This is a genomic window from Streptomyces sp. SAS_272 (genome assembly GCF_052543235.1).
The window spans coordinates 25,968-48,866 of record NZ_JBMNDR010000037.1; the positions used below are offsets into that span (position 1 = coordinate 25,968).

The window sequence follows — 22,899 nt, forward strand, 5'->3', positions numbered from 1 at the left end:
ACAGGCATCGGCGGACAACCAGGGATGCGGCCGTGCTGAGCATCGACACGGCTCCTTCCCGACCAGGCAAGACGTGGTGCGCCTTCGAGGTCGCCGTAGAGGAGGGGATGTCGATGACCGACGCCCATGTGTTCATACCGGCCGCCAAGCCTGTGATCGGCGAGGAGGAGATCGAGGCCGCGGTACGCGTACTGCGCAGCGGCATGGTCGTCCAAGGGCCCGAGGTGGCCGCCTTCGAGGAGGAGTTCTCGGAGCTGGTCGACGGGCGCCACTGCGTCGCGGTCAACTCCGGCACCTCGGCTCTTCACCTGTCGCTCCTCGCCCTCGGCCTCGGCCCGGGCGACGAGGTCATCGTGCCGTCGTTCTCGTTCGCCGCCTCCGCAAACGCGGTCCGGCTGGTCGGCGCCGACGTGGTGTTCGCCGACATCGACCCGGAGACGTTCTGTCTGTCCCCGGCCGCGGTCGAGGCGGCCCTGTCGCCGCGCACCGCCGCGATCATGCCGGTGCACCTGTACGGTCACCCGGCGGCCATGGACCAGATCATGGCGATCGCGGCGCAGCACGGTCTCGCCGTGGTCGAGGACGCCTGCCAGGCTCACGCGGCCGCGCTGAACGGCACCCCGGTCGGTGCTTTCGGCGCCGCGGGCACGTTCAGCTTCTACCCGACGAAGAACATGCACAGCCTCGAGGGCGGCATGATCTCCACCGGTGACGCGCAGACCGCGCGGACCCTGCGCCTGCTGCGCAACCAGGGCATGGAGCAGCGCTACGCCAACGAGATCGTCGGCGCCAACGTGCGCATGACGGACGTGTCCGCCGCCATCGGCCGCGTCCAGCGCCGCAAGCTGGACGGCTGGACCGAGCAGCGCATCGCCAACGCCGCGTACCTCACCGAGCACATCACCGCGCCGAACGTGCTCACGCCGAAGGTGGCCGAGGGCGCGCGGCACATCTACCACCAGTACACGGTGCGCATCCAGGGTGACCGCGACGCCGCCATGGCCAAGCTGACCGAGGCCGGCATCGGCAACGCCGTGTACTACCCGACGCCCATCCACCGGCTGAAGCCGTACTGGGAGCCGGACCAGAAGGCGGGTCGTGACTGGGACCTGCCCGAGACGGACCGCGCGGCCGCCGAGGTCGTGTCGCTGCCCGTGCACCCGGCCCTGTCCACGCAGGACCTGGAGCGCATCGTCACCGCTGTCAATGCTCTGGGGGAGCAACTGTGAGTACCGGGAAGTCGCTGCGAGCGGGTCTCGTCGGCCTCGGTTCCATGGGGCGTCACCACGCCCGCGTCCTGTCCGGTCTGGACGGCGTCGAACTCGTCGGCGTCGTCGACCCGATGGGTGACAAGTTCGGCGCCGCACAGGGGGCGCCGATCCTGAACACCGTCGAGGAGCTCATCGCCCTCGGTGTGGACTACGCGGTCGTGGCCTGCCCCACCGCCCTGCACGAGCCGGTCGGTCTCGCGCTCGCCGAGGCCGGGGTCTGCGCCCTGGTCGAGAAGCCGGTGGCCGACACCGTCGAGGGCGCCCGCCGTCTCGTCGACGCGTTCGAGTCGCGCGGTCTGGTGGCCGGCGTCGGGCACATCGAGCGGTGCAACCCGGCGCTGATGTCGCTGCGGACACGGCTGGAGGCCGGTGAGCTGGGAGACGTCTACCAGGTCGTCACCCGGCGTCAGGGGCCCTTCCCGCACCGCATCGCGGACGTCGGCGTCGTCAAGGACCTCGCCACCCACGACATCGACCTCACCGGCTGGGTGACGGGGCGGCAGTACGTGTCCATCGCCGCGCACACCGTGTCCAAGAGCGGTCGTGAGCACGAGGACATGGTCTCCGCGGTGGGTCGTCTCGACGACGGCACCATGGTCAACCACCTGGTGAACTGGCTGAGCCCGCTCAAGGAGCGGTTCACCTCGGTCACCGGTGAGCGTGGCTGCTTCATAGCCGACACCCTCACCGCCGATCTGACGTTCCACTCCAACGCCGCGGTGACCACCGAGTGGGAGGCCCTGCGGGCCTTCCGCGGTGTCTCCGAGGGCGACATGATCAGGTACGCCATCGCCAAGCGCGAGCCGCTTCAGGTGGAGCACGAGCTCTTCCGGGACGCGGTGCTCGGCAAGCCCGCCGACATCTGCACCCTGCGCCAGGGCATGCGCACCGTCGAGGTGGCGGCCGCGGTGCTGGAGTCGGCGGCCGAAGGCAAGACCCTGCGGTTCGACGACAGCCGCAGCGGAGCGGCCTGACACACCCGCGTGGCGGGTCGCCGACAACGCCCGTCCCCGGTTCCCACCAGATCGTGGAACCGGGGACGCCGAACTTCTGTCTTCCACTCGGAGGAACTCACACATGGAATCCCCTGCCCGCCGGCCGCGCCTTGCCGTGATTGTCGCCAACGGCATCACAGGCGACTCTCGCGTACAGAAGACCGCTGTCGCCGCGGCCCGGGACGGCTGGGACGTCACCCTCATCGGCCGGAGCGACAGCAAGCGCGTCCAGCGGTCGAAGATGGGTCCGATCGAGGTGATCCGCGTCCCGGTGGGCGTGGACTACCTGCGTGAGGTGAACACCCGCAAGGCGCGCCCCCTGCGGGCGGCCGCCACCCAGTTCAACCTGCAGGACCAGGCGGCCCTGAACCGCTACACCGCGGCCTACAAGGCGTGGGTCCGGCAGAAGTCCGCCGAGACCGCGTACGCGGGCTCCCCGCGCCGGGCGTCGATCAAGGCCGCGCTGCGGGCCCGCCGGTCGGTGCACCGGCTGCGGGTCAAGGCGTTCAAGTGGGAGCAGCGGCGCAAGTCCAAGGACCCGGCGCCGGTCGGCGACTGGCGCCGCGACTGGCCGCAGGTGGTCGACCTCGACCTCGCCTTCGGACCGGTCATCGAAGAGGTCGAGCCGGACGTCATCCACGCCAACGACGTGACGATGATCGCCACGGCGGCGCTCAGCGCGGCCCGGCTGCGCGCCCGGGGCCGCACCTGCGTCTGGCTGTACGACGCGCACGAGTACATCAAGGGCGTGGAGTGGCCCAACGCCCGCCAGGCCTCTGCGCTGCCCGCGGTGGAGGCCGAGTTCATCGGCCGCGCCGACGCGGTCGTCACCGTCTCCTCGCAGATGGCGGAACTGCTGAAGAACGACCACAAGCTGGCGAAGCCGCCGCTGGTGGTGGGCAACTCGCCGGTCCGTGAGGTCATCGGCGGCGGCAAGTCCGCCGCGTCGGTGCGCAAGGCCTGCGGTCTCGGTCCCGAGACGCCGCTGATGGTCTACGCGGGCTGGATCGGCCCGGAGCGCGGTGTGGACGCCGTCATCGACGGCATGCCGGACCTGCCGGGGTTCCACCTCGCCCTGGTCCACGGCCGGATGACGCCCCTGCTCGAGCAGCTGTTCGCCCGGGCCGAGGCTCTCGGCGTGCGCGACCGCGTGCACCTGGTGCCGTACGTGCCGCAGCACGAGGTCGCCGACTACCTCTCCTCCGCCGACCTCGGCCTCACCCCCTTCCGGCGGGTCCCCAACTGCGAGGTGTCGCTGCCGACGAAGGTCTCCGAGTACCTGCAGGCCGGACTGCCGCTGGTCACCAGCGACGTGAAGGTCATCAAGGCGTACGTCGAGGAGCGCGGCCTGGGCGAGGTGTGGACCTGGGACGACCCGAAGACGTTCGCCGCGGCCGCGGCTCGGGCCATGGAGCACCGTGCCGAGCTCGCCGCGGCGATCACCGAGGAGGTCCGCACGGACCTGTCCTGGGAGACGCAGAGCGCCAAGCTGCTCAAGCTGTACCGCGAGCTGTCGAAGAAGACCCCGCCCGGTCCGCGGCCGGAGCTGTCCTGGACGGTGCAGGAGACCCCGGACGCCGTACGGACCGTGGAGATCACGGACGGCGACGGCCAGCCGACCTGGAAGAAGCTCGGCGAGACCCGTGTCCGGCTGGGCCTCGGCCCGGCCAACTACGCGGGCCAGGGCGCCGCGTACGCTCAGGCGATCACGCGCGTCAACCCCGACGTGTCGGTCGAGGTCGTCATGAACAAGCAGCCGGAGTCCTTCGACTACCCGGCCGACGTCTACGTCGACGCGACCGCGCTCGGTGAGCTGCCCGTCCAGTTCCAGCAGGTGGAACGGATCGTCGGACGTTATACGCATCTGCTGGTCGACGCGTTCATGCCGGTCTTCGGCAATCTCAACGGCTCCTCGATCGCCGGCGACCTCGACGCGCTGAAGCAGGCCCGTATCAAGGTGGCGCTGCTCGCCCACGGCAGCGAGATCCGGCACCCCGGCAACCACATGGCCCGCCACCCGTTCTCGCTCTTCCACGACGCCCCCAAGGGCATCGCGAAGAAGCTCCAGGCCAAGGCCGAGCGCAACAAGCGGATCGCCACCGAGGCCGGTCTGCCGCTGTACGTCACCACGCCGGACCTGCTGGAGGACCTGCCGACCGCGAAGTGGGCGCCGCTGGTCGTGGACGTCCTGGCCTGGGCCACGGACCGGCCGGTGATGGAGCGCGAGCGGCCGCTGGTGCTGCACGCCCCCTCGAAGCGGTGGACCAAGGGCACCGACCGGATCATCCCCGTGATGACCGAGCTCCATGACAAGGGACTCATCGAGTTCCGGCTCGCCGAGGGCATCCCGTGGGTCGAGATGCGCGAGCTGGTGCAGAGCTGCGACCTGGTGCTCGACCAGTTCACCACCGGCAGTTATGGCACGTTCGCCGTCGAGGCGATGGCTGCCGGTAAGCCTGTCGTCGCTTACATCAGCGATGGTGTGAAGGCCGCGACGGACGGCGCCCTGCCCATCGTCTCCGCCACCCCCGACACCCTCGGCGAAGTGGTGAAGGCCCTCGTCGACGATCGCGAGGGCACGGCCAGGATCGGCCGGGAGTCCGCCGAGTTCGCCCGTATGTACCACGACGGGACCTGGACCGTGCAGGTCCTCAGCGATTTCCTCAAGTGACCGGTTTTTAGAGAGGCTGTTAATGGAAGCGCAGAGTGCCGGCGCACCCCGCCCCGTCAAGGGTCGCGTCGTCATGCTGGTCGACAACAAGGTCGACGGCGACTCGCGGGTGCAGAAGGCAGCCGAGTCCGCCGCGGCCGCCGGCTGGGACGTGGTGCTGCTCGGTCTCGTCCGCTCCGGCAACGGCCGCAGCTGGAAGCTCGGTGACGCCGAGGTCCGGCTGCTGCCGCTGAAGACCCCGCTGGCCAAGCGGCACGCCGAACGTCACCGCTCGCCGCTGCGTCGTCCGCTCGCCTACCCGCCGGGTCCGATGGCCGCCTACCGCCGTCAGTGGATCAAGGCCTGGCGCGTGGACGTGGCCACCCGCCGCGCCGCGCTGAAGGTCGCGCCGAAGGCGGTCGGCTCCCCGTTGTTCCGCAAGGCCGAGAAGGCCCGCCTCACGGTGGCCGGACCGGTGTCGAAGTTCATGCAGAAGTGGGTCGGGTTCCGCGCCCGTCAGAGCAGCCAGGCCCAGAAGGCCGGCCGTGGCCTGCACGGTCCGGTCGACCGGGCCTTCACCGCGACCTGGAAGGCCGTCAAGGGCAAGCGCGCCTGGCGCCGCCTCGAACCGGTGCTGTGGGATTACGAGTTGACTTACGGCGCGGAGATCGACGCGCTCAAGCCCGACCTCATCCACGCCAACGACTTCCGCATGCTGGGCGTCGGCGCCCGCGCCGCCGTCCGCGCCCGCGCCAAGGGCCGCACGGTCAAGCTGGTGTGGGACGCCCACGAGTTCCTGCCCGGCGTGCGCCCGTGGGAGGACAACGCCCACTGGATTCCCGGCAACACCGCGCACGAGAGCGAGTACGCCCCGTTCGCCGACGCCGTGGTGACGGTCTCCGAGGGCCTGGCCGACCTGCTGCGCGAGCGCCACGGCCTCGACGAGCAGCCGACCGTCGTCCTCAACGCCCCCGACCGCCCCGTCGAGCGGGACCCGGCGATCGAGGACACCGAGCCGGAGCCGGACCTGCGCGAGCTGTGCGGGATCGGACCGGACGTCCCGCTGGTCGTCTACAGCGGCTCGCCCGGCGCGCAGCGCGGCCTCGGCGACATGGTCGAGGCGCTGCCGAAGCTGGACGGCGTCCACATGGCGTTCGTCGTGCCCGCGCCGGCTGCCGGCTACATCCAGGGCCTGCTCGCCCGCGCCAGGGAGCTCGGCGTCGGCGACCGGCTGCACGCCGTGCCGTACGTCAAGCACTGGCAGGTGGTCCGCTTCCTGTCCGCGGCGAACGTCGGCTGCATCCCCATCCACCACTGGCCGAACCACGAGATCGCCCTGATCACGAAGTTCTTCGAGTACTCGCACGCCCGGCTGCCGCTGGTGGTGAGCGACGTCAAGACCATGTCCGAGGTCACCCGTGCCACGGGTCAGGGCGAGGTCTGCCGGGCCGAGGACATCGACGACCTGGCGCGCGCGATCAAGGCTGTGCTGGCCGACCCCGAGAAGTACCGGGCGGCCTACGACAAGCCCGGTCTCCTGGACACCTGGACCTGGGAGGCACAGGCCGAGGTCCTCGACGCGCTGTACACCCGTCTCGTCCCCAGAAACCCGAAGGCGGGATCATGAGGGCGGCTCCGGCTCCCGACGTCACCGTCGTCATCGCCGTGTACAACACCATGCCCTACCTGACGGAGTGCCTGAACTCGCTCCTCGGGCAGAGCATAGGCCGCGAACGTCTCGAGATCGTCGCGGTCGACGACGGCTCCACCGACGACAGCGGCTCCGAGCTGGACCGGTTCGCGGCGCTGTACCCGGACACCGTGAAGGTGCTCCACCAGCCCAACTCCGGCGGCCCGGCCGCGCCGAGCAACCGCGCGCTCGAGGTGGCGACCGGCCGCTACGTGTACTTCATCGGCTCCGACGACTACCTGGGCGAGGAAGCCCTGGAGCGGATGGTGAAGTACGGCGACAAGCACGGCTCGGACGTCGTCGTCGGCAAGATGGTCGGGACCAACGGCCGGTACGTGCACCAGGCGCTGTACAAGAAGAACGACTCGAACGTCAGCCTGTACGACTCGGCGCTGCCGTTCACCCTCGCCAACACCAAGCTGTTCCGGCGGGAGCTGGTCGAGAAGTACAAGCTGCGCTTCCCCGAGCACCTGCCGGTGGGCAGCGACCAGCCGTTCACCATCGAGGCGTGCGTGCGCGCGGCGAAGATCTCGGTGGTGGCCGACTACGTCTGCTACTACGCGGTCAAGCGGGGCGACGCCAGCAACATCACCTACCGCGCCGACCATCTGGCCCGGCTGCGGGCCGCCGCGGAGATCATGGACTTCACGGCCGGCCTCATCGAGGCGGGCCCGCAGCGCGACGCGGTCCTGCGGCGGCACTTCACGTGGGAGCTGGCCAAGCTCGTCCAGGACGACTTCCCGTCCCTCGACCACGAGCTGCAGCGGCAGATCTGCGCGGGCATAGCGCGGCTGGCCGACACCTACTTCACCGACGGCATCCGCGACGCGATGGACGTCAAGCGCCGGGTGCGGATCGCCCTCGCGCACGCCGGTGCGATCGACGAGCTGGCCGAGGCGATCTCGTCGGAGAAGAAGCGCGGAGCGACCCCCTTCGTCCTCGAGGGCGAACGCGCCTTCGCCCGCTACCCCGGCTTCCGCGACCCGCGCATCGGCCTGGCCGACCGGGTGTACGAGCTGCTCGGGGAGTCCGTGCCGGCCCCGCTCGCCGAGGGCGCCGAGCTGCTGGCCTCCGCCTGGGAGCAGCAGGGCGAGGCGCTCGCCTACACGGCGTCCGTGCGGGTGCCGGTGGTCGGCGACGTCGACACCGACGGCGTCGTGCTGCGGCTCGTCAAGGGGGCCATGCCGAAGTCCGCGGACAAGGCGGGCGCCCGGCGTCTGAAGCCCGGCCACGCCCTGCCCGCGCCCACCGGAGAGATCACGGTGGAGCCCGCCGAGGACGGCGCGGCCACGGTGCTGCACGCCCGGGTCCCGCTGGACCTCGTCACCGCCGGGCGGGGTGTGCGGGTATACCTGGACGTGGCAGGGTTCACCTACGAGATACCCGTGCGCGGCGAGGGGCTGCCCATGCCGCTGGCCCGGTTGTGGGGTCCGGAGAAGGACCCGTACAGGGCGTCGGCGCTCGTCAACCCGAAGGGACGCGTCGTCGTCGACACGGCCCAGCTCCACCCCCCGAAGAGGACGGTCATCCGGCGGGCGCTGGGGGGCGCTGCCAGGAAACTGAAGTCCCGTTTGAGAAGGAAGTAGCGACCCTCCATGAACATCTGTGTAGTAGCGCTCGGCAAGATCGGGCTCCCGCTGGCGGTTCAGTTCGCCGCCAAGGGCCACCGGGTCATCGGCGCGGACGTCAACGAGAAGGTCGTCGAGCTGGTCAACGCCGGCGTCGAGCCGTTCCCCGGTGAGCACGACCTGGACGTCAAGCTGAAGCAGGCGGTCGACGCCGGTCTGCTGAGCGCCACCACGGACACCGCCTCGGCGGTGGCCGAGTCCGAGGCCGTCGTCGTGGTCGTGCCGCTGTTCGTCGACGCCGAGGGCGTCCCGGACTTCGGCTGGATGGACGCGGCCACCAAGGCGATAGCCCAAGGCCTCAAGCCCGGCACGCTCGTCTCCTACGAGACGACCCTCCCGGTCGGCACCACCCGTACCCGCTGGGCGCCCATGCTGGCGGAGGGCTCGGGCCTCACCGCGGGCGAGGACTTCCACCTGGTGTTCTCCCCGGAGCGCGTCCTGACCGGCCGGGTCTTCGCCGACCTGCGCCGCTACCCCAAGCTGGTCGGCGGCATCGACGAGGCGTCCGGCGCCCGCGGCGTGGAGTTCTACGAGCAGGTCCTCGACTTCGACGAGCGCACCGACCTGCCGCAGCCGAACGGCGTGTGGGACCTGGGCACCGCCGAGGCCTCCGAGCTGGCCAAGCTCGCCGAGACGACCTACCGGGACGTCAACATCGGCCTCGCGAACCAGTTCGCGCGCTTCGCCGACAGCAACGGCATCGACGTCAAGAAGGTCATCGAGGCCTGCAACTCGCAGCCCTACAGCCACATCCACCAGCCGGGCATCGCGGTCGGCGGCCACTGCATCCCGATCTACCCGCGGATGTACCTGTGGAACGACCCGGCCGCCACCGTCGTGCGCTCCGCCCGTGAGGCGAACGCGGCGATGCCGGACTACGCGGTGGACCTGCTGGCCGCCGCCTACGGTGACCTGAACGGCGTGAACGTGCTGGTCCTGGGCGCCGCCTACCGCGGCGGCGTGAAGGAGACGGCCTTCTCGGGCGTCTTCCCCACCGTCGCGGCCCTGAAGGCGCGCGGCGCGGTCCCGTTCGTGTCGGACCCGATGTACACGAGCGAGGAGCTCGTCGCGCACGGCCTCACCCCCCACGCGGGCGAGAAGGTCACCGCGGCGATCCTGCAGGCCGACCACGCCGAGTACCGCAGCCTGACCCCGGCGGACCTGCCGGACGTCACGGTCCTGGTGGACGGGCGTCGCACCACCGACCCGGAGGCCTGGAAGGGCGTCCGCAGGGTCGTCATCGGAGGCTGACACAGCCCGCCGTCGTCCACGGCCCCGGTCCCTGCGGCCGGGGCCGTGGACGTGCGCGGGCCTGTTCCCGACGCCGGCGTCGGGCGGCCGTCTCCCCGGGGTTGCCCCTGTGCCGGCTCCGTTGCTCCCGTATGCTCGCCGGGCGGGAGCCGGGCGCGCCGAAGGCGAGGCAGCGGGGCTCCGCAAGGGGGCAGACGCGGAGAAGCGAGCTGTCCGTCCCCCCTCCGTACGGACACACAGCGAGGACGACGAATGTCCCAGACCGACGTCAAGGTCTCGGCCCTGCCGGACGCGCCCGACGCAGCCGGAGCCGTGCAGCCACGGCAATCCCGGGGCAATCGGCTCTACGCACTGGACGCGCTGCGGGTCATAGCGGCGCTGTCGGTGCTGATATTCCACTTCACCGGTGTGGACGCGGCGACCAAGGCGAACTGGGGCGTCAACCCCAAGGCGCTGTTCCCGTCGATCTTCCCGTACACCTCGTACGGCTCCTACGGTGTGCAGCTGTTCTTCATCATCAGCGGTTTCGTCATCTGCCTGTCCGCCTGGAACCGCACTCCGGGCCAGTTCGTGCAGGCCCGCTTCCTGCGGCTCTTCCCCGCCTACTGGTTCTCGGTCGTGGTCGCCGTCGTCGTCTGGCGCGCGCTGCCCGACGGCGTCCGCAAGGCACCGAGCGTCAGCGACTCGCTCACCAACCTCACGATGTTCCAGGTGCCGCTCTCGGCCCGGCACCTCGTCGGCGCCTACTGGACGCTGTGGGCGGAGCTGACCTTCTACCTGATCTTCCTGGTCGTGCTCTGGAAGGGGCTCGACTACGTCCGGGTCTCGGTCTTCTGCTGGCTGTGGCTGCTCGCGAGCGTCCTGGTGCAGGAGGAGAAGTTCCCGCTGCTCGGGATCTTCGCGCAGCCGCTCAACACCGCGCTGTTCGTGTCCGGCATCGCGATGTACCTGATGTACCGCTTTGGTCCGGACCTCAAGCTGTGGGGGCTGCTGGGCGCGAGCTGGCTGGTGATGCAGAGCGACCTCGTCCAGCACGCGGACCATCTGCGCCACGACAAGGGCATGGACCGCTCCCCGTACGTCGCCCTCGCCCTGGTCACCGTCTTCTACCTGCTGGTTCTCGCGGTCGCCCTGCACAAGCTCGACCGGATCAACTGGAAGTGGCTGTCCACTGCGGGCGCCCTGGTCTACCCGCTGTACCTGCTCCACGAGGAGCTGGGCTGGGCGATGATCCGCACCCTGTACGGGCACGTCGGGGCGTGGGCCACGCTGGCCATCACCACGGTGTCGCTGATCGTGCTGGCGTGGCTGGTCCACCGGTTCGTCGAGAAGCCGGCCCAGCGCTGGCTGCGCGACCGTCTGGACAAGGAGTCCCGCAAGCGCGCCGCGGCGGCGGAGGCCTGACCCGGGAGTCGGAAGACCCCGCTGGGAGGCAGAAGACCCCGGGGAGCAGGAAGGGCGGCCGGTCGCACACCGGCCGCTCTCGGGCTCTGGACGCGTGGAACCTCAGACGCGCTCGGCCAGGACGCCGTCCTTCTCGTCGTACAGCTCGCCGGTCTGCGGGCACTCCCAGACGTCCGCCTCGCCCGCGCGCTCGACCAGCTTGACGCCGGCCCGGCCGACCCAGCCGACCCGCCGCGCGGGAACGCCGACGACCAGGCCGAAGTCCGGGACGTCCTTGGTGACGACCGCGCCGGCGGCGATCATCGCCCAGCGGCCGATGGTGATCGGCGCGACGCACACGGCGCGAGCCCCGATGGACGCGCCGTCGGCGATCTTCACGCCGACGGCCTCCCAGTCGCCGCCGCGCTTCTGCTTGCCGTCGGGGTCCACGGAGCGGGGGTTGTGGTCGTTGGTCAGGACCACGGCCGGGCCGATGAAGACGCCGTCGCCGAGCTCCGCGGGCTCGTAGACGAGCGCGTAGTTCTGCAGCTTGCAGTTGTCGCCCATCCGCACACCCGAGCCGACGTACGCGCCACGGCCGACCACGCAACCCTCGCCGAGGCGCGCGCCCTCGCGGATCTGCGCGAGGTCCCAGACACTGCTGCCGGCGCCGATCTCGGCACGCTCGTCGACCTGCGCGCTCGGCTGGACCCTGTAGTTCACTTCTGCTGCCTTCCGGTGTGCGGCTTGGTCCGGCGAGCATACGGGGCCTGCGGCGGGGTGACGGGGCGGGGTTGGGGCCTGCCGAGGGCAGGGGGTCGGCGGCCGTCACGGCCCGCCGCCGTCGCGACGCGGGGAGGGGGAGCCCGGCCCGGTTTGACCCCCGAACGGGCGCCCCGTAGCCTTGACCCTCGGCGTGTCGACTGACGCGCCACATCTCCGTAAACCTCTTCCTCCCGGGTACCGGTTGCCTCGGTGGTCGGGAGAGGCCGTCCGTGTTCGTTCCCGGACGGCTGGACTGCGGGGATGCCGTCCCAGAGCGAGAGAGTGAGATCCGCGTGTACGCCATCGTGCGCAGCGGTGGTCGCCAGCACAAGGTTGCTGTCGGCGACATCGTTGAGGTTGACAAGATTTCCACTGCCAAGGTTGGCGACACGGTCGAGCTCTCGACCCTGCTCGTTGTCGACGGCGACGCTGTGACCAGCGACCCGTGGGTGCTGGCCGGCATCAAGGTCCAGGCCGAGGTCGTGGACCACCACAAGGGTGTGAAGATCGACATCCTTCGCTACAAGAACAAGACCGGCTACCGCCGTCGTCAGGGCCACCGCCAGCAGTACACGGCGATCAAGGTCACTGAGATCCCCGCGGCTGCGAAGTAAGGGACTGAGGAGACATGGCACACAAGAAGGGCGCATCGTCCACCCGGAACGGTCGCGACTCCAATGCCCAGCGGCTCGGCGTGAAGCGCTTCGGCGGTCAGGTCGTCAACGCGGGTGAGATCCTGGTCCGCCAGCGCGGCACGCACTTCCACCCCGGCGCGGGCGTCGGCCGTGGCGGCGACGACACGCTGTTCGCCCTGGAGGCCGGTTCGGTGCAGTTCGGCACCCACCGTGGCCGCAAGGTCGTGAACATCGTTCCGGTCGCCTGATCGGAAGCTTTCGCGAGGCGGACCTCACTTCCCGTGCGGGAAGGCGGGTCCGCCTTTCGCGTGTTACGCAGTAGACAGATACGTACGTTTCGTTTTGTAGCCAGTGCTGGAGGCACCCACCATGACCACCTTCGTGGACCGCGTCGAACTGCATGTCGCCGCGGGTAACGGGGGCCACGGCTGTGCCTCCGTCCACCGTGAGAAGTTCAAGCCGCTCGGCGGCCCCGACGGGGGCAACGGCGGCCGCGGCGGCGATGTGATCCTGGTCGTCGACCAGTCGGTCACCACGCTCCTCGACTACCACCACAAGCCTCACCGCGCCGCCACCAACGGCAAGCCCGGCGAGGGCGGCAACCGCTCCGGCAAGGACGGCCAGGACCTGATCCTGCCGGTCCCGGACGGCACCGTGATCCAGGACAAGGCCGGCAACGTGCTGGCGGACCTGGTCGGCCACGGCACCTCGTACATCGCCGCCCAGGGCGGTCGCGGCGGCCTCGGCAACGCGGCACTGGCCTCGGCGCGCCGCAAGGCGCCCGGCTTCGCGCTGCTCGGCGAGCCCGGCGACCTCCAGGACATCGTCCTGGAGCTGAAGACGGTCGCGGACGTGGCCCTCGTCGGCTACCCGAGCGCCGGCAAGTCGTCGCTGATCTCCGTGCTGTCCGCAGCCAAGCCGAAGATCGCGGACTACCCGTTCACCACGCTCGTCCCGAACCTCGGCGTGGTGACCGCCGGGTCCACCGTCTACACCATCGCCGACGTGCCGGGCCTCATCCCGGGCGCCAGCCAGGGCAAGGGTCTCGGCCTGGAGTTCCTGCGCCACGTCGAGCGCTGCAGCGTGCTCGTGCACGTGCTGGACACGGCGACCCTGGAGTCCGAGCGCGACCCGGTATCCGACCTCGACATCATCGAGGAGGAGCTCAAGCAGTACGGCGGGCTCGGCAACCGGCCGCGCCTCGTGGTGCTGAACAAGATCGACGTGCCGGACGGCAAGGACCTCGCCGAGATGGTCCGCCCGGATCTCGAGGCGCGCGGCTACCGCGTCTTCGAGGTGTCCGCGGTCGCCCACATGGGACTGAAGGAACTGTCGTTCGCCCTCGCCGAGATGGTGGGCGCGGCGCGTGCCGCCAAGCCCAAGGAGGAGGCCACGCGCATCGTCATCCGGCCCAAGGCCGTGGACGACGCCGGCTTCACCGTCTCGCTGGAGGAGGACGGCCTGTTCCGCGTCCGCGGCGAGAAGCCCGAACGCTGGGTGCGGCAGACCGACTTCAACAACGACGAGGCCGTCGGCTATCTCGCCGACCGGCTCAACCGCCTCGGTGTGGAGGCCGCGTTGATGAAGGCGGGCGCCCGCGGCGGCGACGGCGTCGCCATCGGCCCCGAGGACAACGCGGTCGTCTTCGACTGGGAGCCGTCCGTCACGGCCGGCGCCGAGATGCTCGGCCGCCGGGGTGAGGACCACCGCTTCGAGGAGCCGCGTCCCGCGACCCAGCGCCGCCGCGACAAGCAGGCCGAACGCGACGAGGCGACCCAGGAGTTCGAGGGCTTCGAGCCGTTCTAGGGCTTCGGCCCGTTCTGGAGCGTCGAGCCCTTCACGGGGCTTCCCGAGCCGTTCCAGGGCTTCGAGTCCGACCCACGAGGGCCCCGGAGGGGGAGAACCGCCTCCGGGGCCCTCGTATGCCGTCACCGCGGCGGCCCGTCCGGGCCTCATGCAGGACCCGGGCCGCTCTCAGCGTCCCCTCAGAAAACTCTCTTACCGTTCCCGGCACGGTGAATGGTTCTCCCGCTCGCACCCTCGCCGGCGCTCCTGCTCTCGCGGGACGAAATGCCGCGCAGCCGCGCCGGTGAATTCCGGGAAATGTTCTCCCGACGATCTCTATTCCAGGCGTTTGCGCAACGGCACGCTCGGCATATGAAGAAGCCGTGCAGTCCCGCCTCACAGAACGTGAAGATGTCGGCTCGCCCGGAAGGGCGGTGGAGTCGTCTGACGGGAGGGGGAGGACCCGCCGGGTGGATCACGGGCACGGGTGTGCGGTTGACCGGTGTCCCGGTCGTCGTGCTGTCCGTCGGCCCGGGCCCGCCCCGGGTGTCCGCGCCGCCGGACCGCGATCACGGCGGCGCGGACACCCGCCGCGAACCGTTAGAGTCACACTGCCGTCAGCGCCGCTCTCGTCACTCAGGGCAATGCTCACTCGTTGTGGAGTTACTCACAGGATTTCCTGGGAGCATCCCGGGAAGGAGCGTCGCCGTATCGCCAATCGTCAGTGACGGAAGGTGAATGCCAGGTTGCGTGCACATTTGCAGCGAACGGCGCTCACCTTGCATCGAGGTAACCGCAAGTGGGACCATTTTCCCGTCCCTGTCGCCCCAAGGTAGGTCCTCTGTGTCTCAGCACATAGCCAAGCCCCGTACCACCGCAGTGATCCTGGCCGGTGGCACCGGCCAGCGCGTGGGTCTGTCGATTCCCAAGCAGCTGCTGAAGATCGCCGGCAAGGCAGTCATCGAGCACACGCTGGCCACCTTCGAGAAGGCGGACTCGATCGACGAGATCATCGTGCTGATGGCGCCGGGCTATGTGCCCGACGTCGAGAAGATCGTCTCCAAGGCCGGGTTCAAGAAGGTCCGGGCGATCATCGAGGGCGGCTCCACGCGCAACGAGACGACCGAACGCGCCATCGCCGCCCTGGGCGAGGGGCTGGCCGACGACGAGGACGTCAACGTCCTCTTCCACGACGCCGTCCGTCCCCTGCTCTCGCAGCGCGTCATCGACGACTGCGTCGCCGCGCTGGAGCGCTACCAGGCCGTCGACGTCGCGATCCCGTCCGCGGACACCATCATCGTCACGCGCACGCACGGCGAGGACGGCGAGTTCATCACCGAGATCCCGGACCGCTCCCGGCTGCGTCGCGGACAGACCCCGCAGGCGTTCAAGCTGTCGACCATCCGCCGTGCCTACGAAGTGGCGGCGGGCGACCCCAACTTCCAGGCCACGGACGACTGCACCGTCGTGCTGCGCTACCTGCCGGACGTGCCGATCCACGTCGTCGCGGGCGACGAGTACAACATGAAGGTGACCCAGCCCGTCGACGTCTTCATCGCCGACAAGCTCTTCCAGTTGGCCTCCTCGGCCACCCCGGAGCAGAACGGCGAAGAGGTCTACCGCGAGCTGCTCACCGGCAGGACCCTGGTCGTCTTCGGCGGTTCGTACGGCATCGGCAAGGACATCGCCGAACTCGCCGAGTCGTACGGCGCCAAGGTCTACGCGCTGGGCCGCTCCACCACCGGCACCCATGTGGAGAACCCGGAGGAGGTCGACGACGCCCTGTCCAAGGCCTACAGCGAGACCGGGCGCATCGACTACGTCGTCAACACGGCCGGTGTGCTGCGCATCGGAAAGCTCGCCGAGACCGACAATGCGACCATCGAGGAAGCGCTGAAGGTCAACTACCTGGCACCCGTGCAGATCGCTCGATCGGCTTACAAATACCTCGCCGAGACGAAGGGTCAGTTGCTGCTCTACACCTCCAGCAGCTACACCCGCGGGCGGGCCGAGTACAGCCTCTACTCCTCGACCAAGGCCGCCATGGTGAACCTCACCCAGGCACTGTCCGACGAGTGGGCCGGTGACGGCATTCGGGTGAACTGCGTGAACCCGGAACGAACCGCCACGCCCATGCGCACCAAGGCCTTCGGACAGGAGCCGACAGGTTCCCTGCTCTCCTCCGAGGCGGTCGCCCGCACCTCCCTCGACGTGCTGCTTTCCGAGCTCACCGGCCATGTCGTCGACGTCCGTCAGCAGGACCCGACGGCGGCCGCGGGCAAGGCTTCCGACTTCGAACAGGCGCTGGCCGAGGTGCTCGATCGGCAGAACGGCGTGGCATAATCGAGCGCAATTAGTCATTGATTTTTCAGGCCTCTGTGGATCCCTGTTTACGGAGAATTCACAGAGGCCTGTATCCGTAAAGCTTCCGAAATCTTCACAAAGGATTTTCCGGACTTTTTGGCACTTCTGACCGGCCCCCTCCCAGAGCAGGTTTCTCCGTGATATCCACTGCTATTCGCGTCGCCCGGGTGGGCAGCGTGGCCGAGCTGGCCGCGGCGGTCCTCATGATGCTGGGCTATCCCGGCCTCATGGCGTCCGCGCTCGTCCCGAGCGCCCCCGCCTTCGCCGCCGCGGCCGCCGTGACGTACCTGGCGGACCTCTATCTCCACCGCAAGGGCAGTCGCCTCATCAGCCTCCTGGTCAAGGTGCGGGCCGGTATGGCCACCCGCTTCCTGGTCCGCGAGCTGCTGCTGATCCTGCTCCTGGCGAGGCTCGGCCTCTCCGAGGACCAGGTCTTCTACGCGGCGATCGCGTGCTTCACGGTGTTCTTCGGGCTCCAGGCCCCGCACAGTGTGCTGATCGCCCTGATCGACAAGCGCCGTCAGATGCCGGTCGCGACCAGGAACGTCGACCTGGCCTCCCGGCTGCGCATCCCGGACGCCCCGCCGCGCCTGCTGCTCGGCAACGCCACCGTGAAGATGCTCCACCTCGACCTCGCCGCGGTCGTGGCCCTGCTCGTCAGCGCGGTCACCGACTCGCAGCGCGCGGGCTTCGTCGGCATCGGCGTGACCCTGGGCCTGGGCACGCTGTACGTCCTCGTGCTGGTGCCGCACCTGCGGGCCAGGCGGCTCCCGCCGAAGGCCGACAAGGTCCTGGGCACGCTCAGCGCCTGGCTGCGCGAGTACCGGCCCGAGACGGTGCTGTACTTCTCCGGCTCCGACGACTCCGCCTACCAGGTCAACATGTGGCTGGAGACCATGGAGCAGATGGAGTCCCGGCCCCTGGTCATCCTGCGTGAACGCGTCATCCTGGAGAAGATGGCGCCCACGTCGGTCCCTGTCGTCTGCGTGCCCGGGGGGGTGCACCTGATGAACATGGACCTGTCCATGGTGCGGGTCGCGTTGTACTGCGCGAACGTCGGCAAGAACATCCACCTGCTGCGCGTGCCGACCATGAAGCACGTCTTCATCGGCCACGGCGACAGCGACAAGGCCGCCAGCGTCAACCCGTTCAGCAAGGTCTACGACGAGGTGTGGACCGCCGGCCGCGCGGGCCGCGACCGTTACGCCATCGCCGACGTCGGCATCCGCGACGAGGACATCGTCGAGGTCGGCCGCCCGCAATTGGCCCCCATCCGGTCGGTCGCCCCCGAGGGCGACGTCCCCACCGTGCTGTACGCGCCCACCTGGGAGGGCTGGGACGACAACCCGGGCAACACCTCGCTGCTGCTGGCCGGCGAGAACATCGTGAAGAAGCTGATCGCGGCCGAGCCCCCGGTCCGCGTCCTGTACAAGCCGCACCCCTTCACCGGCACCCGCAGCGCCAAGGCGGCTGCCGCGCACCGGAGGATCACGGCCCTGATCAAGAAGGCCGTGGCCGAGCGCGCCGCCGACCCGCGGTTCACCGCGGACCCGGCTGCGCAGGCCGCCGCCAAGGCCGAGCTGACCCGCCTCAAGGCCCGGCTGGACGGTCTCGCGCTCGCCTTCGACGCGCGGGCCGACGAGGCCGTGACGAGCCGCGACGGCATCGTCGACGTCCGTAAGCACGAAGAGGCCGCGCGGCTGCGCGCCGACTGGGACGACGCCTACTGGCGTTCCTTCCCGTCCTACGAGCACCGGGTGATCACGGGCGCGGCGCCCCGGCTGTACGACTGCTTCAACGCCTCCGCGGCGATGGTCTCCGACATCTCCAGCGTGGTCTCCGACTTCATCGCCAGCGGCAAGCCGTACGCGGTCACGGACTCCGCGGAGCTCGGGGCCGAGGAGTTCCGGCGGCAGAACACCGCGGTGCGCGCGGCCGTCATCCTCGGCAACGGCGCGGCCGAGCTGGACCAGCTGCTGGACGCGGTGCGCGACCCGGCCGCCGATCCGCTGGCCAAGGACCGCAAGGAGCTCAAGGAGTACCTGCTGGGGCCGGACGAGCCGACCTCGCTGCAGCAGTTCGACGCGGCCGTCACCCGTCTGGCCCTGAAGGCCGAGGCGCGCAACGTCAGTCAGCAGGCCCTCGGGGCGGCGGCGGCGGAGGCCTCGGTGGGCGCCGCGCCTGACGACGGAGCGGCGCTGCCCAAGGGAGTCGCGACCGCCTGAGGGCGCCCAGCCCGCGGCGTCGCCGCGAAGCACGACGAGCCGGACCCCCGGAGAGTGATCTCTCCGGGGGTCCGGCTCGTCGTGCATCCTGTGATGTGGAACACGTGTCGAAGTCCGAGCAACCCGCCCCGGTCATTCGTCGTCTACCGAGTATCCAAAGCAGTCTTGTCGGAACGTTGTGGTGGTGAGAGGGAAAAGTGACCGTTGCGCAGCCTGACGTCACGGTGGTGATCGGGGCGTACGAGGCGATGCCGTACCTGGTCGAGTGTCTTGCCTCGGTCGAGGCGCAGACCCTGGCACCCGGTCACATCGAGGTCATAGCCATAGACGACGGCTCGCGCGACGGCACGGGGGAGTGCCTGGAGGAGTTCGCCGCCCGCGCTCCCATGGCCGTCACCGTGATCCGGCAGGAGAACTCCGGTGGCCCCAGCGGCCCGCGCAACGTCGGCCTCGCCAAGGCGACCGGGCGTTACGTCTTCTTCCTCGACGCGGACGACCGGCTCGGCGCGGAGGCCCTGGAGCGCATGGTCGCCATGGCCGACCGCAACGGCACGGACGTGGTCCTCGGGCGCGTCGAGGGCATCAACAGAAACCCCCCGAAGTCGATGTGGGCCAAGACGCTCGAGCGTACGGACGTCTTCTCCTCCAACATCAAGTTCACCCTCAGCGCGCAGAAGCTCTTCCGCCGGGAGTTCCTGCAGCGCCACGACATACGCTTCGACGAGTCCCTGTGGACGGGCGAGGACGCGCTGTTCACCATGGAGGCCTATCTGCGGGCCGACGGCGTCTCCGTGGTCGCCGACTACACCTGCTACTACCTGGTGGGCCGCAGCGACGGCAAGCATGTGACCAAGAGCGGGAGTTACACCCTGCGCTTCGACTCCGCGCGTGCCCTGATGGGCCTGCTGGCGCGGCTGCTCCCGCCGGGCCCCAAGCGGGACGTGCTCATGGTCCGCCCGTTCCTCGTCACCGTCCTGCCGCAGTTCGGGCCCGTCTTCCTCAGGAACGACGAGGAGATCCGGCGCACCAAGATGGAACTGGCCCAGCCGCTGATGGACGCCTACTGGAACGAGGGCGTCGCCCAGCGGCTCAAGGTCCACGAGCGGCTGCGCCTGGAACTGGTGGCCCGGCAGCGCTCCGACCTGCTCGTCGACGTCCTCGAGTTCATCAAGGCCAAGAGCGAGCCGACGCCCGTCCTGAAGAAGCGCCACACGCAGCTCTACCTGGCCTATCCGCACTACGGCTCGCGCGAGACCGGTCTGCCGGACCGGATCTACCTCGCAGAGCCCCGCGAGGCCGCGGGCTACCCGGGCTGGCGCAAGGATGCCGCCGAGACGTTCCTGCGCGGCTTCGCCCGCAAGGTCCGCAGGCGGCTGAGCAGGCTCCGCCGGCCCCCGATGAGGCCCGGCGGCGGCACCGCGGCGGCCTGAGCCGGAGCCTCGTCCGCCAGGAAGCGGGGACCGGGTTACTTGCCGGGCTTGAGGGCTCGACGCAGGGGACCGCCCACGACGCGCCTGGCCCGGCGGTAGATCGAGGGGGCCGGGATGACGGCGGCGGCCCTGGCCGCGCCCCGCGCACCGGACCGGCTCTTGGCCAGGTCTCGCCGCAACTGGGCGTTGGTGGAGTCCAGTTCGCTGATCCGCTGCTGGAGCCAGCCGAACCGGGTGGTCAGCGAGGCGAGGTCGGCGTCGTTCCAGGGACGCACGCCCGCCGGGAAGGACAGCGAGCGCAGCTTCTTGTCGAAGGCCAGGCCGCCGTCGCCGTGGGTGAAGGTGTTCTGCAGCCCGTTCCTGTCCAGGAACGCGGTGAACCGGTCGAACCGCTCCTTGTGGTTCCCGGTGAGCCCGGTGAAGTCGGCCTCCTCGTAGAGGTCGGCGGGGTCGAGGTCCGCGGGCGTCTCGCTGAGCAGCCGGTGCGGTATCTCGAAGTAGCGGCACAGCTCCAGCGTCCGCGAGTCGAAGGCGAGCACGGTCGCGGGCGTGCCGGCCAGCAGCGCGGCGATGTTGCCGTGGATGCGTGAGCCGAACGAGTAGTCGAACGCCCGCAGGTCGTCCAGCCAGGTGACCGGGTCGATGTAGACCCGCGCCTTGCCCTCCCGGTACATCGGGTGGTCCGGGTGGGTGGGCATCTCGGTGACCCTGCCGCCCACGGAGTCGGTGTCCCGCCAGTACAGCTGTCTGGCGTCGGTGAGGTTCTGGCCTATGTAGAGCAGGTTCGGATAGCGCTCGTTCGTCCGGGTGATGATCCGGTGCAGACCGCCCCCGCGCACCGCGGCGTGCGAGCCGTTGACGGCGATCCGCGACTCGGCGGTGAGCGCCGGCGTCCTCTTCTCCACCGGCAGCCGGTCGCCGTGCAGGAACATCGACGGGCAGCCGATGACCTCGACGTCCCGGAAGCCCATGTCGTTGAGGTACCGCTCGGTGAACTCGCCCCGCACGCCGATCGTGGCGCTGCGGTCCAGCACCGCCGCACAGAAGGCACGCACCGAGGCCTCTATGGGCTTCAGCCGCGCAGCCTCGTAGGTCACCCCGGTCTGCGCGCCGACGCCCAGCACCACGACCGGGATCTTCAGCTTCCCTATGAGCCGGGTCAGCCGCTGCAGCGGCTGCTCGAAGGTCGGCCGGAAGGCGTTCGCCAGCGGGACGACGAAGGCGTCGTACTCCTCGTTGATCCGCGCCGCGGCGTTCGCGTCGGACCGCATGCCGTTCGAGACGACCTCGGTGTCCGGCGCCATGAGGATCTTGTGCGCTGCGTCACTGAAGATCAGGTTGCCGGAGTTGGTGGCCATGACGTCGCGGTGGAGGGCTTCCTCGACGGGGACGACGTCGAAGGGGCTCTTCCCCGACCTGAGGAGTATGCGCTTCACACCGCGAACTGTAGGTGACCCAAACTTGAAAATAAATTTGTGTTCTCTTCAAATTCCTCGAGGAACCGACACAACCTTTTTGCCGTATGCAAATGGTGAGCAAACGGTGACGGTGTGTGCGCGTCGCGCGTCGCCGAGCTGTCCGCGAAATGAAACTCCGAAGCGGCCCCGGGCCCCGTTCGCGTAGATTGCCGGGCAGGGCAGCCGTGGACCTACACAAGGGGCGAAGAGCAAGGTGGCAGGGGCAAGGCAGGCCGTGGGCGAGGCCCGCAGGATCGTCGTCAAGGTCGGCTCCTCGTCGCTGACCACCGCCTCGGGCGGCCTCGACGCCGACCGGGTCGACGCGCTCGTCGACGTCCTCGCCAAGAGCCGCAGCGGGGGAGAGAGGGAAGTCGTCCTCGTCTCGTCCGGGGCCATCGCCGCCGGGCTCGCCCCACTGGGCTTGCGCCGCCGCCCCAAGGACCTCGCCCGGCAGCAGGCCGCCGCCAGCGTCGGCCAGGGGCTGCTCGTCGCCCGCTACACCGCCTCGTTCGCCCGGTACGGCGTCCGTGTCGGGCAAGTGCTGCTGACCAGCGACGACATGAGCCGTCGCGCCCACCACCGCAACGCCTCCCGCACTCTCGACAAGCTGCTCGCGATGGGCGCCTTCCCGATCGTCAACGAGAACGACACCGTCGCCACCGACGAGATCCGCTTCGGCGACAACGACCGGCTGGCCGCCCTCGTCGCCCACCTCGTCCACGCCGACCTGCTGGTCCTGCTGTCGGACGTCGACGGTGTCTACGACGGCGACCCCAGCACACCGGGCACCTCGCGGATCGCCGAGGTGCGCGGACCCGAGGACCTCGCGCACGTCGAGATCGGCAGCGCCGGCAAGGCGGGCGTCGGCACCGGCGGCATGGTCACCAAGGTCGAGGCCGCCCGCATCGCGGCCGCCGCCGGCATCCCCGTGGTGCTCACCAGCGCCGTCCACGCGGCGGACGCCCTGACCGGCGGGGACACCGGCACCTTCTTCCGTCCGACCGGCAAGCGCTCCGCCGACCGGCTGCTGTGGCTTCAGCACGCCTCCACCCCGCAGGGCTCCCTGACCCTGGACGACGGCGCGGTGCGCGCGGTCGTCGAGCGACGCACGTCGTTGCTGCCGGCCGGGATCGCGTCCGTCGAGGGCGAGTTCAGCGCGGGTGACCCCGTCGAGCTGCGGGACACCCGAGGGCGTGCGGTGGCCCGCGGTCTCGTCAACTTCGACGCCAAGGAGATCCCCCAGCTGATCGGGCGGTCGACCCGGGACCTGGCGCGCGAACTGGGAGCGGAGTACGAGCGTGAGGTCGTCCACCGTGACGACCTGGTGATTCTCCATCCGTAAACCCGCTCGAACGATCCGTACCGGTGGG

The 22,899-nt window shown here is 69.9% G+C and carries 16 protein-coding genes; 14 read left to right on the top strand and 2 right to left on the bottom strand.

All coding sequences use genetic code 11. The features are described from left to right. The first annotated feature begins 113 nt into the window (after positions 1–113). From ACN6LD_RS21450 to ACN6LD_RS21480, 7 genes are all read left to right on the top strand, one after another. Positions 114–1,229, top strand: a complete 1,116-nt coding sequence (locus tag ACN6LD_RS21450; protein ID WP_319194913.1) for a DegT/DnrJ/EryC1/StrS family aminotransferase — start codon at positions 114–116, stop codon at positions 1,227–1,229. A gap of 44 nt (positions 1,230–1,273) precedes the next feature. After that, on the top strand, positions 1,274–2,245 hold the full coding sequence (locus tag ACN6LD_RS21455; protein ID WP_415924959.1) for a Gfo/Idh/MocA family protein: 972 nt from the start codon (positions 1,274–1,276) through the stop codon (positions 2,243–2,245). A gap of 103 nt (positions 2,246–2,348) precedes the next feature. Then, on the top strand, positions 2,349–4,937 hold the full coding sequence (locus tag ACN6LD_RS21460; protein ID WP_319194901.1) for a glycosyltransferase family 4 protein: 2,589 nt from the start codon (positions 2,349–2,351) through the stop codon (positions 4,935–4,937). 22 nt (positions 4,938–4,959) lie between these two features. Further along, entirely contained in the window at positions 4,960–6,543 is a 1,584-nt protein-coding gene (locus ACN6LD_RS21465; protein WP_319194903.1) for a glycosyltransferase family 4 protein, read from the top strand. Further along, positions 6,540–8,192 carry a glycosyltransferase family 2 protein gene (locus ACN6LD_RS21470; RefSeq protein ID WP_445044025.1) on the top strand — a complete coding sequence of 551 codons (1,653 nt, stop codon included), beginning with the start codon at positions 6,540–6,542 and terminating at the stop codon, positions 8,190–8,192. The genes ACN6LD_RS21465 and ACN6LD_RS21470 overlap by 4 nt, the downstream gene beginning before the upstream one ends. Before the next feature lie 9 nt (positions 8,193–8,201). Next, a complete protein-coding gene (locus tag ACN6LD_RS21475) occupies positions 8,202–9,485 on the top strand; it encodes a nucleotide sugar dehydrogenase (RefSeq protein WP_445044026.1) in 1,284 nt (427 codons plus the stop codon). A 252-nt stretch (positions 9,486–9,737) separates the two neighbouring features. Beyond that, positions 9,738–10,889 (top strand): acyltransferase family protein, encoded by a 1,152-nt coding sequence (locus ACN6LD_RS21480; protein WP_319194909.1) that lies wholly within the window; start codon positions 9,738–9,740, stop codon positions 10,887–10,889. A 102-nt stretch (positions 10,890–10,991) separates the two neighbouring features. Here the strand turns inward: ACN6LD_RS21480 and ACN6LD_RS21485 are convergent, their stop codons facing one another. Beyond that, positions 10,992–11,591 carry an acyltransferase gene (locus ACN6LD_RS21485; protein WP_319194911.1) on the bottom strand — a complete coding sequence of 200 codons (600 nt, stop codon included), beginning with the start codon at positions 11,589–11,591 and terminating at the stop codon, positions 10,992–10,994. A 335-nt stretch (positions 11,592–11,926) separates the two neighbouring features. Between ACN6LD_RS21485 and rplU the strand changes: the two genes are divergently transcribed. From rplU to ACN6LD_RS21515, 6 genes are all read left to right on the top strand, one after another. Then, positions 11,927–12,247, top strand: coding sequence for a 50S ribosomal protein L21 (rplU, locus tag ACN6LD_RS21490; protein WP_007381993.1), 321 nt, complete (start codon positions 11,927–11,929; stop codon positions 12,245–12,247). Between the two features lie 14 nt (positions 12,248–12,261). After that, a complete protein-coding gene (gene rpmA, locus ACN6LD_RS21495) occupies positions 12,262–12,516 on the top strand; it encodes a 50S ribosomal protein L27 (RefSeq protein WP_003990207.1) in 255 nt (84 codons plus the stop codon). A 121-nt stretch (positions 12,517–12,637) separates the two neighbouring features. Continuing rightward, the gene (gene obgE, locus ACN6LD_RS21500) at positions 12,638–14,074 is read left to right on the top strand and encodes a GTPase ObgE (RefSeq protein WP_319193375.1); all 1,437 of its coding nucleotides are present in this window, start codon (positions 12,638–12,640) and stop codon (positions 14,072–14,074) included. Between the two features lie 822 nt (positions 14,075–14,896). Further along, positions 14,897–16,396, top strand: coding sequence for a bifunctional cytidylyltransferase/SDR family oxidoreductase (locus ACN6LD_RS21505; RefSeq protein ID WP_319193372.1), 1,500 nt, complete (start codon positions 14,897–14,899; stop codon positions 16,394–16,396). Between the two features lie 158 nt (positions 16,397–16,554). Continuing rightward, positions 16,555–18,642: a hypothetical protein gene (locus ACN6LD_RS21510; protein WP_445044027.1), complete on the top strand. Its 2,088-nt coding sequence runs from the start codon at positions 16,555–16,557 to the stop codon at positions 18,640–18,642. 197 nt (positions 18,643–18,839) lie between these two features. Further along, positions 18,840–20,072 (top strand): glycosyltransferase family 2 protein, encoded by a 1,233-nt coding sequence (locus ACN6LD_RS21515; protein ID WP_319193368.1) that lies wholly within the window; start codon positions 18,840–18,842, stop codon positions 20,070–20,072. A 35-nt stretch (positions 20,073–20,107) separates the two neighbouring features. Here the strand turns inward: ACN6LD_RS21515 and ACN6LD_RS21520 are convergent, their stop codons facing one another. Next, complete coding sequence (locus ACN6LD_RS21520; protein ID WP_445044028.1) at positions 20,108–21,508, bottom strand: polysaccharide pyruvyl transferase family protein; 1,401 nt, start codon at positions 21,506–21,508, stop codon at positions 20,108–20,110. A gap of 256 nt (positions 21,509–21,764) precedes the next feature. Between ACN6LD_RS21520 and proB the strand changes: the two genes are divergently transcribed. Continuing rightward, positions 21,765–22,871 carry a glutamate 5-kinase gene (gene proB, locus ACN6LD_RS21525; RefSeq protein WP_319193384.1) on the top strand — a complete coding sequence of 369 codons (1,107 nt, stop codon included), beginning with the start codon at positions 21,765–21,767 and terminating at the stop codon, positions 22,869–22,871. The last annotated feature ends 28 nt before the right edge of the window (positions 22,872–22,899 follow it).